This window comes from Psychrobacillus sp. FSL H8-0487, assembly GCF_038008385.1.
Lineage (GTDB): Bacteria > Bacillota > Bacilli > Bacillales_A > Planococcaceae > Psychrobacillus > Psychrobacillus psychrotolerans.
Genome location: NZ_JBBOZA010000001.1, coordinates 1,669,259 through 1,681,449 on the forward strand (window position 1 = coordinate 1,669,259; position 12,191 = coordinate 1,681,449).

Below are 12,191 nucleotides of genomic sequence, written 5' to 3' on the forward strand. Positions count from 1 at the left end.
TTTAATAGAAGGTGATAAAATGAAAAATAAGACTGTAGTTCGTTCAATGGATATCTTAAACTTGTTTCTCGAAAACCCAGAACTCACTTTTCAAGAGATAATTGATCTATCTCAAATACCGAAAACTTCTGTTTACAGAATGCTTCTGACTTTAGAAGAAATGGGTTTCGTGGAAAAAGGAAAAGATTCAAAATACCGATTGGGTTTATTGTTTCTAACGTATGGAAACCTTGTAGCTTCCCGATTAAATTTGAGGCAAATTGCTTTTGATATTATGCAAGAATTACATAAAGAACTAAAAGAAGCTATAAATTTAATCGTTCGCCAAGGCGATGAAACAATTTATATTGAAAAAGTGGATGTCTATCAAAAAGTTCGCTTGTATACTGCTGTCGGGAGAAGAAGCCCTCTTTACGCAGGGGCATGTGCAAGGGCTATTCTTTCTTTTTTACCTGACCAAGAAATCGAGACCTATCTAAATAAGACAGAGTTTGAAAGAATTGCAACTGGAACAATAACTACTAAAGAAGAGTTATTAAAATCTATAAGTGATGCAAGGGTAAATGGATATACAATAAGCCATTCTGAACTAGAGGATTATACTTCAGCAATTGCAGCACCCATTTTGGACTTTAAAGGGGAAGTAGTAGGTGGGCTTAGTATTGCAGGTATCGAAGCTAATTACCAAGATGAGAATATTGATTTTTATGCCCAAAAAGTAATGAAGGCTGCTGACGAGATTTCATATAAGCTAGGCTACACTAAACCCCCTCAATAAAAAATGAGGGGGTTTTGAATTTATGGATATAGTTTAAAGTTAATCGCTTTTTTGATAAGGTGTATCTTTTGTTCATTTTGAATGAATGCCTGCTCTGCTTCTTCCAATGTTACTAATTTAAACTGGATAGTAGCTTTGGGTGGAAGTTGAGCAAGGGTAGGCAAATCTGCAGAAATTACCTGTCCTATCTTTGGATAACCACCTGTTGTCTGTCTATCGGCCATAAGAATGATTGGCTGTCCACTAGGGGGGATCTGAATAGTACCAAATGTAACTCCTTCCGATAACAGTTCAAAGTTTTCAGAAAGAGAAAGTGATGATCCCTCTAACCGATATCCCATTCGATCAGACTGTAACGATAAAGTGAAAACTTCCGTCAAAAGTTTATGTTGACTTTCTTTATCGAACCTATCAAATTCTGTCCCCTGTATTACTCGAATTATTTGATGGTTGCCCAAATTTATCAACTCATTATAATTTATGCTCCAATTGCCCTTGTTTTTCTGCCTAATTTTTGACGTTTTGCTATTGAAGACTTTTGAAGAAGTTAGAGGAAGCACATCTCCTTTTTGTAAGGCCCTCCCTTTAAATCCGCCAATATTGGCACGAAGATACGTGCTTTTACTACCCATCACCTCAGGAATGTCAATTCCTCCTGCAATTGCTATATATGCTCTACTTCCATCTATGGCTGTATGAAATTTTAACACCGAGTTTTTCCTAACAATAATCGGGCTCCATAGCGGTGCAGGCTTATCATTTATAGTAGGTAAGAAATTAGCACCAGTTATAGCAATTAGTGTATCTTCCTCAAATTGAAGCTTAGTTCCATACAGTGTGATTTCAAGAGCAGCCTCATTTTCAATATTACCTACTAAGAGATTACCAAGCCTTAAGGAATAGGAATCCATTGCTCCACCTACGATAACACCGAACTTTTGAAAGCCGTACCTTCCTAAATCCTGAATAGTAGTCAGCAATCCCTGGTGTAGCACTTTGATACTCATTTCTTCAACCCCTCGTATAAGAAGTATTCCTCAGGCGCAATGGAAACAAATTGAATTTTGTCGCCTGCCTGTAAAAGTGTGGGAGGAGACTGTTTTGGAAGAAATAAGTTTAGGGGAGTTCGACCAATGATTTGCCATCCACCAGGTGTTTCTAACGAATAAATCCCTGTTTGTTTACCAGCAATACCTACTGAACCTTGCGGAATAGATAATCTTGGGGTGTCTCTTCTTGGAGTAGCTATTCGTTCATTCATACCTCCCATAAAAGGAAATCCCGGTGCAAATCCTAGCATATAAACCAAACATTCACTACTTGTGTGAATATCAATAACCTCGTCTATTGTTAGATTATTTACTGACGCAACATTCTCTAAATCAGGACCGAATTCACCACCGTAGCAAACTGGAATAGTTACAGTTCTTGTGTCGGTTCTGTTCTCCAAAGTTATTTGTTGAACAATTTTCTTTATATGATTACTCACTTTATCATAGGCGCTATTCGAACCACTGTGTACGTTTTGTACCAAAAAAGGATTATAGTACACGGTAATATTATTATAAGCAGGTACGTATTCTATAATTCCCTTAAAGGGATTAGTAGAAATCCGCTCTGAGAGACTTTTTACAAGTTTATGTAGGGTAGGACTTATACCTTCTCCAAGCTGAACAATAAGTGCAGAATCGCCTAAAGGTTTAATGTCGACTTCTAACTGGGAAGAATTCATAATTGGAAAAACTCCTTTAGTTTCGAATTGCGGTACTTTAGTTCTTAAAAATGAACTATATAAATTATTATAATTGTCTAAATTTAAATTACAAGTTTTGTTTTTGCACCATATTTAATAACCTAATAAAAAATAATATCTATTCAGAAAAATCAAACTGTGGTAAACTTTTTTTAAGTTTCAAAACTAAGGTTCCATATTGCGGAACTAATCAGAGCTGATTCTATTATTATATCTGGGGAGGGTTTAGAAAAATGTTTAAAGTAGATATAAATTGTGATTTAGGTGAAAGTTTTGGACGTTATCAATTAGGAGAACAAAAAGAGATATTGAAATATGTAACTTCTGCTAATATAGCATGTGGTTTTCATGCGGGAGATCCTAGTGTGATGCGAGAAACTGTAAAACTAGCTATAGATTATGGGGTTAAAATCGGTGCACATCCAGGTTTACCAGATTTAAACGGATTTGGTCGTAGAGAAATGAATATCTCTCCCCAAGAAGGCTACGACATGGTAGTTTATCAAATAGGAGCATTACAAGCATTTTTAGCAACTTTTGATGAAAAGATGCAGCATGTAAAACCTCACGGAGCATTATTTAATATGGCAGCGAAAAACAAAGAGCTAGCCGAGGCTATAGCTCAAGCAGTTTATGATGTGGATCCATCCATAATTCTCTTTGGGCTAGCGAATAGTGAATTAACAGCTGCAGGAGAAAGAATTGGTTTACAGACAGCTCATGAAGTTTTTGCAGACCGCACCTACCAGGAAGATGGAACTTTAACTTCTCGTCAACATGCAGATGCATTAATAACTGATACGTATCAATCGGTTGCACAAGTTGTCAAAATGATTAAAGAGGGGGTAGTGATATCTCAACAAAATACGGAGGTATCGATAAAAGCAGATACAGTTTGCATCCATGGGGATGGAGAACATGCGGTTACATTTGCAAAACAGATTAAAGAAACTTTAGAGCGCAGCAATATTGCTATATCTTCATTAGTAGACTAGGGGGAGAGAGAGATGTCAAAAAAGAATATTATTGCTGTGAATAGTAACAAGAAAGTTACGAATAGCGTATTGCTTGGTGCTGCATTTTTAATGGCAACTTCATCCATTGGACCAGGTTTTTTAACACAAACAACCGTATTTACTCAACAATTAGCAGCTAGTTTTGGATTTGTTATTTTAATTTCTTTAATATTAGATGTATTTGCTCAACTTAATATTTGGAGAATCATTACTGTATCTGGTCTTCGTGGTCAAGAGATTGCAAATAAGGTATTGCCAGGGCTTGGTGTAGTTTTAGCAATTCTTATTGTGATGGGTGGACTAGCATTTAATATAGGAAACGTCGCAGGTGCTGGTCTAGGATTAAATGCAATGCTAGGAATTGATCCGATTACTGGTGCAATAATAAGTGCTGTATTTGCTATATTTATCTTCGTAGTTAAAGAAGCAGGTAAGGCAATGGATAAAGTTGCTCAAGTAGCTGGCTTTGTCATGATATTACTAATGCTTTATGTAGCGTTTATAACATCTCCTCCAGTAGGAGAAGCGATAGTAAGAACATTTGCACCTTCTGAAATAAGTATTTTTGCGATAGTTACATTAGTCGGTGGTACAGTAGGCGGCTACATTACTTTTGCAGGTGGACATAGATTGCTGGATGCAGGAGTAAGTGGAATAGAATCGATACCAGATGTGACAAAAAGTTCGGTGACCGGAATTGCTGTTACAGGTATCATGAGAGTCGCTTTGTTCCTTGCAGTTCTAGGAGTAGTATCTCAGGGGTTGGCAATAGATCCAGAGAATCCACCAGCTTCAGTATTTAAACTTGCTGCCGGTGAGATTGGGTATCGTATATTTGGTGTAATTATGTGGGCGGCAGCCATTACTTCAGTGGTAGGAGCAGCTTATACATCCGTTTCATTTATTCGTTCTTTCCACCCAAAAATCGAAAAATATCATAATTGGGTAATTATATTATTTATTATTGTATCTACTGTGACATTTGCTTTTATCGGAAGACCTGTAAACGTTCTTATCCTTGTAGGAGCACTTAATGCACTAATTTTACCACTTGCCCTCGGCACTTTACTGATTGGAGCTTATAAAAAAGAAGTGGTTGGAGAGTATAAACATCCTCTTTGGATGACGATAGGTGGTGGATTAGTAACGATTATCATGGGTGTTTTAGGTATCATGACACTTATAGAACAAATTCCATTGCTTTTTTAACTAGTTAGGAGTGAATTAGTATAAATAACTATATATCCATGTCACCCAGTAACATACGTGAATTGATACGTTCTGGAGAAATCACAGGTCCTACAGCTGGAATGTCTAAAGGCTATACACAAGCAAATCTAGCGATATTAAAGAAAGAATATGCTTATGATTTCTTGCTGTTCTGCCAGCGAAACCCTAAGTCATGTCCTTTAGTCGATGTAACTGATATAGGTTCTTTTGTGCCTAGGTCAATTGCTCAAAATGCTGACATACGCAAAGATATCCCAAAGTATCGGATTTATAAAGATGGCATCTATGTAGAGGAAGTTTTGGATATTACTGATTACTGGGAAGATGATATGGTAGCTTTCCTTATTGGATGTAGTTTTACGTTCGAAACTCCACTACTGGATGCTGGTATCCCGATTAGACATATTGAAGAAAACTGTAATGTACCAATGTATAAGACGAATATTGCGTGTGTGAAAGCAGGAGTTTTTGAAGGGCCGACAGTAGTAAGTATGAGACCAATGTCTTCTGCAGACGCAATTAGAGCTACACAAATTACTTCCAGATTTCCAGGGGTACATGGTGCGCCAATCCATATTGGAGATCCAAGAACAATTGGAATAACGGATTTATCGAAGCCTGATTTTGGAGATTCAGTTACGATAAAGGATGGAGAAGTGCCAGTTTTCTGGGCTTGTGGTGTTACACCTCAAGCAGTCGCTATGCAGTCCAAGCCTTCTATAATGATTACTCATGCACCCGGTTGCATGTTTATCAGTGATTTAAAAGACGAAAAACTGAGTGTATTTTAAGGCTTAGGTAATCCATTAAAACATGAAGATCGTGTAATTGCGATCTTCATGTTTTTTTATGATTTATGTTAAAAGCCATTTAAAGAATTGGCTTTTAAATATTGTTGGCATTTACGGTTTTATTAATAAAACAATATAAGATGAATAAATTGAAGTAGAGGAAACTAAAGGAGATGTATGGTTGGAAAATAATTACTTGAAAAGTGCAGTCTTTGAACATCAGTTTTGGCTTCGCGTTCTAGGAGATCATTCTCGCTTTATTCATGATTCGCTCTATCCTTCTCAAAAGAAGGACATCGAGAAGGGGAATTATTTCATAAAACATTTCGATCAACTTTTTTCTCAAGTAAATGCTTTGAACGAAACAAATGCTATTTCTTTTGCTAATATTGTCGCAGAATATGTGGATCAATTAAAATCATTTAAATTGTCAATTATCAAAAGGCATTTACTAGGGGAGATGGGGATTCACCTTACGCCTACCTTTATAAGTCATATGGTAAACGAGTTAGAAGAATATCAACTGGTATTAAGCTATCTGGAAAAAGGGGAAGTACCACCTATTTATCATGAATTACATCACCATCTAATTTGGCTACTGGATGCTTCTGGTCATGCTGGCGCAATTGATGCTCGAATGGATGACACAGAGAAAAGACTAAAAGAAAAAAGTGAAATCTTTGCCAAACATTTTGAACAGTTTTATTTGAAAGCGGTTGAATTGACTGGTTACCTACGCACGAATATCAACAAGTTCCCAGCGTTAAATAGATTTAATGATAATGTAGAGTTAGAAATAACTCTGTTTTTAGCTTTTCTAGATGAATTAGAAGAAATGGAACTAAATGCAGAGGTGCTTGGAACTTTTACTGTATCTATGGCTGACCATATGGCAAGAGAAGAACAATATTATTTATCAAAAGTGGCCGAATCCACCAATGCTGATAAAAAATAATCGCATTTATGCAGGGCATTATGTTAGGTTTGAAATTAAAAGAACCGGGCGTGTAAAATGCCCGGTTCTTTATGGTTTTAAGAGGAAGATGTATGGTTCGGTTACTGATATTGCCCAAGCAATGAGAAAAATTGTACAACGAAATCATGAAATACTTTTTCAGAAGGTGATAGATTCCTGGAAGCCGGACTAATGATTCCGACTGTTCTTCGAATATTAGGTAAATCAATAGGGATTTTCTTCGTGAATCTAGGTGTAGAGTCATAAAAAGTACTTTCTGGCAACAGTGTTAGACCAATACCTGCGGCTACTAAACCTTTAATCGCATCCATATCCTCACCCTCTGAGGTAATTTTTGGTGTAAAACCAACAGAGTTGCATGCTTCGACCACTAGTTTTTGCATAATATAGCCCTCAGGGAAAAGAACAAAATCCTCATTGCGAAGATCAATAAGAGGAATCTTACTTCTTTTCGCAAAGGGATGGTTGGCATTTAAAAGAACGGAAAAATTCTCTGTAAATAGAATCGTGTTATTTAAATTACTATCTTTGGGAGGAAGTGGGCCTAAAAACGCCAAGTTGAGCTCACGCTGTTTAACAGCTTCTATTAAATAATTGTAAGATCCCTGTCGCAAGTGAAAAGCAACGTTTGGATGCTCCTTTTTAAATGCAGAAATTACTGTCGGCAACAAGTGACCTGCTAAACTTGTTGGGAAGCCAATTTTAATAGTTCCTATTTCAGGGTTTAAATATTCATCAATTTGTTTCTTGGCAAAATCGATGGCTTTAATAGCAGAGACACTGTGGTCTAAGAAAATCTTCCCTATTGGTGTTAGCTTTACATTTCTACCGATCCGTTCAAATAATTGAACTCCGAGTTCATCCTCTAAATTCGCTATCTGTCTACTAACTGCGGACTGAGCAACATGTAAATGGACTGCAGCCTCCGAAATATGCTCTCTTTCTGCTACTTCTATAAAGTATCTCAATTGGCGTAGTTCCATCGAATTCTCCTTATCTATCTCAATATTAGATGGTTTATATCCAAATTATATATTGTTTATATTATTTTGAAAACATACAATATTCTTAAGACACTTTTTTAGGTTAAAGGGAGGTATAAACATGACATTTCACCAACTACCACAAGCACAAGGTATGTATGACCCGTCTTTTGAACATGACGCATGTGGGATAGGTTTATACGCACATATAAAAGGTAATGCAACACACGATATCGTAAAAAAAGGACTTGAGATGTTATGTCGCTTAGAGCACCGCGCTGGCAGAGGTGGCGATGGTAAAACGGGGGATGGAGCAGGCTTAATGGTTCAAATACCTGACATATTCTTTCGTGTTGTATGTAATGAATGGGATTTACCCGAAAAAGGTAAATACGGAGTCGGAATGTTATTTTTCACAAACGATTCTAAAGAACGCGAACTAATCGAACAAAAAATAAATGATTTGATAGCTGCCGAAGGGCAAGTTCTGATTGGCTGGAGAACAGTACCAATCGATACAAGCATGTTAAGCGATAAAGCAAGGGAAACAGTACCTTTCGTTCGCCAGGTTTTTATTCAGGCAAATAATGAAATGGAATCATTAGCTTTTGAACGCAAACTATATATTATCCGCAAGCAAGCGGAACATTGGGCTGGTCATCAAAGCCTTAAATTCTATTGTGCAAGCCTTTCTAGTCAAACAATTGTTTACAAAGGATTGCTAACTCCAGAAGAGGTAGATTTGTTTTATGTAGATTTACAGGATGAACTATTCACTTCTGCATTTTCACTTGTACATTCTCGTTATAGTACAAATACATTTCCGAGTTGGGAGCGAGCACATCCCAATCGCTATATAGTTCACAATGGGGAGATCAACACATTGCGAGGCAATATCAATTGGATGAAGGCTCGAGAAAAACAATTTGTTTCCAAAGCCTTTGGTGAGGACTTAACCAAGTTACTACCAGTTATCGATACAAATGGTAGTGACTCTTCTATGCTAGACAATGCATTTGAGTTATTTGTTTTAGCAGGTAGAACTCCTGCCCATACAGCTATGATGCTTATTCCTGAACCTTGGACTGAGAATCCTCATATCACAGAAGAAAAGAAAGCTTTCTATGCATATCATAGCAGTTTAATGGAACCGTGGGATGGACCAACAGCAATTTCTTTTACAAACGGCAAACAGATAGGTGCTATTTTAGACCGCAATGGATTACGCCCAGCGCGTTATTTGGTTACGAAAGATGATTATATTGTGTTTTCCTCTGAAGTTGGGGTTGTAGATATTGAAGAAGAAAATATTTTATATAAAGAGCGTCTAAGTCCTGGCAGAATGCTATTAGTAGATTTGGAAAAAGGCAGAATTATTTCGGATGAAGAGATTAAATCAGAAATGGCTCAAGCGCAGCCTTATCAGCAATGGTTAACAGATAATATGTATAAACTACCAGCGATCGAAGAAAAAGTAGAGCAACTAGAGGATTTGTTATTCCGTCAGAAAGTATTTGGCTATACGTATGAAGATGTGCATAAATATATGATTCCGATAGCGTTAGACGGGAAGGACCCAATTGGATCGATGGGGAACGACACTCCTTTAGCGGTATTATCTGATCGTCCCCAGTCGTTATTCAATTACTTTAAACAGCTATTCGCGCAAGTTACTAATCCTCCGATTGATTCGATTAGGGAGCATATTGTAACTTCAACGATGACACTGCTTGGAGCGGAAGGTGACCTACTACATCCGCATGCGTCAAATGCAAAACGGATTTTCTTAGAAACACCTATTTTAACAAATAGCCAACTAGCACATATTAAAAAGAATAGTATAAAATCATTTACTGCTGCTTCACTCCAGCTGAATATGTCTGAAGACTTAGATATTGACTTGGACCTTCTATCCAAAAAAGTGGATGAATTGATCGACCAAGGAATCTCTCTCTTCATACTTTCAGATAGAGGTATTTCGGTACAACAGCAGACCATTCCAGTTTTGTTAGCAGCAAGTCATGTGCACCAGCATTTACTGCGAACTGGTAATCGGACAAAGGTGAGTATTATTGTTGAATCGGGTGAGGTACGTGAGGTACATCAGTTTGCTGCACTTATCGGCTTTGGGGTAGATGCTATTAATCCCTATTTGGCTTACGCGACGATTGCCGAGGCAATACAGGATGGGCACATAACGAGTAGTTATCCAGATGCAGTTGCTAAATATAGTAAAGGAATAGCAGATGGAGTAGTAAAAGTAATGTCAAAAATGGGCATTTCCACTGTACAAAGTTATCGTGGTGCACAAATTTTTGAAGCAGTTGGAATTAGTAAAGACGTAATTGAACGATATTTTACTGGAACGGTTTCACAACTTGGTGGAATTGACCTAGCAACAATTGCGAATGAAGCTAACAAAAGACATGAACAAGCAATTCTTTCGACTAGTGATTCTTTAGAATCTGGTAGTGATTTTCAATGGAGAAATACGGGAGAACATCATGCCTTCAATCCAAAAACAATTCATACGCTACAATGGGCAACTAGAAGAGGGGATTATGGTTTATATAGACAATATGCGCAAATGGCAAATGAGGAGCGTATCGGGTTCTTAAGAAATCTACTGACCTTTGATAAAGCAATTAAAAAAATTCCTCTAGAGGAAGTAGAATCTGTCGAATCAATAGTTAAACGTTTTAAAACGGGCGCTATGTCCTATGGTTCTTTAAGCCAAGAAGCACACGAAACACTAGCTATTGCGATGAATCGAATAGGTGGTAAAAGTAATAGCGGAGAAGGCGGTGAACACCCTAGTCGTTATGAACTGGATGCAAACGGCGATAATCGTCGCAGTGCTATTAAGCAAATTGCATCTGGTCGATTTGGTGTTAAGAGTCATTATCTCGTTCAAGCAAATGAATTGCAGATTAAAATGGCGCAAGGGGCAAAACCAGGAGAAGGTGGGCAATTACCTGGTAACAAAGTATATCCTTGGGTTGCAGATGTTCGTGGTTCAACTACAGGAGTAGGGCTCATCTCTCCACCACCACATCATGATATTTACTCAATTGAAGATATGTCTCAATTAATACATGATTTAAAAAATGCAAATAGAGCAGCTAGGATCAGTGTTAAACTTGTTGCAAAATCAGGTGTAGGAACAATTGCTGCTGGGGTAGCAAAAGGGGCAGCAGATGTAATTGTAATTAGTGGATACGATGGTGGAACTGGTGCATCACCTAAAACGAGCATAAAACATACCGGTCTTCCGTGGGAATTAGGCCTTGCAGAAGCACATCAAACGTTAATGCTAAATGGTTTGCGCGACCGAGTTGTGTTAGAAACTGATGGCAAGTTAATGACAGGTAAAGACGTAGTAATGGCAGCTTTGCTTGGCGCAGAAGAATATGGTTTTGCAACAGCACCACTTATTGTAATGGGTTGTATCATGATGCGAGCATGTCATTTAGATACATGTCCAGTTGGAATTGCGACACAAAATCCAGAGTTGCGTGATAAATTTACTGGAACGGCAGATTATGTAGTTAACTTTATGAAGTTTGTAGCAGAAGAAGTTCGAGAATACATGGCATTATTAGGATTCAGAACAATGGAAGAAATGGTCGGTAGAACCGATGTATTGCAAGTTAGTGAACGTGCTAAATCCCATTGGAAAGCAAAACAGCTAAATCTAGAGGCTCTTTTATATCAACCAGAAGGACCGAGAACTTGGAATACATTACAGGATCATAAAATTGATGAATCATTTGATATGCGTGTATTGTTACCAAAACTGGAAAAGGTAATAGAAAGTCAGTCAAAAGCAGAATTGTATTTCCCTATAACTAACAGAGAACGTGTAGTAGGTACCATAATTGGAAGTGAAATCTCTAAAAAATATGGAGCGCGAGGGTTAGTGGATGATTCCATTGTTTTAAGATTTACAGGAGCAGCTGGCCAAAGTTTTGGGGCATTTATACCAAAAGGAATGTCGATGTATATAACCGGCGATGTAAATGACTATTTTGGGAAAGGCTTATCTGGCGGGAAACTAATCGTAACAGCACCGATTCAAGGAAAAGCAGAACAAAATGTTATTGCTGGAAATGTTGCGCTTTACGGGGCAACGAGTGGAACTGCTTTTATCAATGGCCGTGCTGGGGAGCGCTTTGCAGTACGAAATAGTGGTGTCGACGTTGTCGTTGAAGGTATTGGCGATCATGGCTGTGAATACATGACAGGTGGTCGAGCGGTTATATTAGGAGATGTAGGAAAGAATTTTGGAGCAGGAATGTCGGGTGGAATTGCATATGTTCTTGTGGATGATGTGAGTGGCTTTAAAGAAAAGTGTAATCCAGAGATGATTGGGTTTGAACAAATTCAAACTGCAGATGAGCTACATGCTGTACGCCAATTAATCATGGATCATTATTATTATACGAAAAGCACAAAAGCTATGAATCTCTTAGACAATTGGGATGAAGCATCTAGTCGATTTGTGAAAGTTGTACCAAATGATTATAAAAAAATGGTGGATAAAATTCAATCGTTCAAAGTTCAAGGCTTAACAGACGATGCTGCTGCAATGCAAGCATTTTTGGCAACTTCGAGTGTGGAAAAAAAGGATAAGAAAGTACTAGCGAAAAAATAAGCAGAGGGGA

General features: G+C 37.7%; 9 protein-coding genes. 6 read left to right on the forward strand and 3 right to left on the reverse strand.

Going from position 1 to position 12,191, the window contains the following annotated elements:
* Positions 1-19 precede the first annotated feature (19 nt).
* Positions 20-778 (forward strand): IclR family transcriptional regulator, encoded by a 759-nt coding sequence (locus MHI47_RS08250; RefSeq protein WP_340830402.1) that lies wholly within the window; start codon positions 20-22, stop codon positions 776-778.
* Positions 779-798: 20 nt separating this feature from the next.
* On the opposite strand, the gene MHI47_RS08255 is transcribed toward MHI47_RS08250, so the two are convergent.
* Complete coding sequence (locus tag MHI47_RS08255; RefSeq protein WP_340830403.1) at positions 799-1,785, reverse strand: 5-oxoprolinase subunit C family protein; 987 nt, start codon at positions 1,783-1,785, stop codon at positions 799-801.
* Positions 1,782-2,510: a 5-oxoprolinase subunit PxpB gene (gene pxpB, locus MHI47_RS08260; RefSeq protein WP_340830404.1), complete on the reverse strand. Its 729-nt coding sequence runs from the start codon at positions 2,508-2,510 to the stop codon at positions 1,782-1,784. Before pxpB ends, MHI47_RS08255 begins: the two co-directional genes overlap by 4 nt.
* 254 nt (positions 2,511-2,764) lie before the next feature.
* Here pxpB and pxpA point away from each other — a divergent pair, with 254 nt between their 5' ends.
* From pxpA to MHI47_RS08280, 4 genes are all read left to right on the forward strand, one after another.
* Positions 2,765-3,526: a 5-oxoprolinase subunit PxpA gene (gene pxpA, locus MHI47_RS08265; RefSeq protein WP_093534549.1), complete on the forward strand. Its 762-nt coding sequence runs from the start codon at positions 2,765-2,767 to the stop codon at positions 3,524-3,526.
* Between the two features lie 12 nt (positions 3,527-3,538).
* Positions 3,539-4,756, forward strand: coding sequence for an NRAMP family divalent metal transporter (locus MHI47_RS08270; protein WP_093534547.1), 1,218 nt, complete (start codon positions 3,539-3,541; stop codon positions 4,754-4,756).
* 38 nt (positions 4,757-4,794) lie between these two features.
* Complete coding sequence (locus MHI47_RS08275; RefSeq protein WP_093534545.1) at positions 4,795-5,568, forward strand: putative hydro-lyase; 774 nt, start codon at positions 4,795-4,797, stop codon at positions 5,566-5,568.
* 181 nt (positions 5,569-5,749) lie between these two features.
* A complete protein-coding gene (locus MHI47_RS08280; protein WP_340830405.1) occupies positions 5,750-6,523 on the forward strand; it encodes a DUF2935 domain-containing protein in 774 nt (257 codons plus the stop codon).
* 101 nt (positions 6,524-6,624) lie between these two features.
* Here MHI47_RS08280 and MHI47_RS08285 read toward each other — a convergent pair whose 3' ends face one another.
* Positions 6,625-7,527: a LysR family transcriptional regulator gene (locus MHI47_RS08285; RefSeq protein ID WP_340769038.1), complete on the reverse strand. Its 903-nt coding sequence runs from the start codon at positions 7,525-7,527 to the stop codon at positions 6,625-6,627.
* 121 nt (positions 7,528-7,648) lie between these two features.
* On the opposite strand from MHI47_RS08285, the gene gltB reads away from it, so the two are divergent.
* A complete protein-coding gene (gene gltB / locus MHI47_RS08290) occupies positions 7,649-12,181 on the forward strand; it encodes a glutamate synthase large subunit (protein ID WP_340830406.1) in 4,533 nt (1,510 codons plus the stop codon).
* The last annotated feature ends 10 nt before the right edge of the window (positions 12,182-12,191 follow it).

Coding starts and splice junctions, on each gene's coding strand:
- MHI47_RS08250 (WP_340830402.1), top strand. CDS start 20: ATGAAAAATAAGACTGTAGTTCGTTCAATGGATATCTTAAACTTGTTT.
- MHI47_RS08255 (WP_340830403.1), bottom strand. CDS start 1,785: ATGAGTATCAAAGTGCTACACCAGGGATTGCTGACTACTATTCAGGAT.
- pxpB (WP_340830404.1), bottom strand. CDS start 2,510: ATGAATTCTTCCCAGTTAGAAGTCGACATTAAACCTTTAGGCGATTCT.
- pxpA (WP_093534549.1), top strand. CDS start 2,765: ATGTTTAAAGTAGATATAAATTGTGATTTAGGTGAAAGTTTTGGACGT.
- MHI47_RS08270 (WP_093534547.1), top strand. CDS start 3,539: ATGTCAAAAAAGAATATTATTGCTGTGAATAGTAACAAGAAAGTTACG.
- MHI47_RS08275 (WP_093534545.1), top strand. CDS start 4,795: ATGTCACCCAGTAACATACGTGAATTGATACGTTCTGGAGAAATCACA.
- MHI47_RS08285 (WP_340769038.1), bottom strand. CDS start 7,527: ATGGAACTACGCCAATTGAGATACTTTATAGAAGTAGCAGAAAGAGAG.
- gltB (WP_340830406.1), top strand. CDS start 7,649: ATGACATTTCACCAACTACCACAAGCACAAGGTATGTATGACCCGTCT.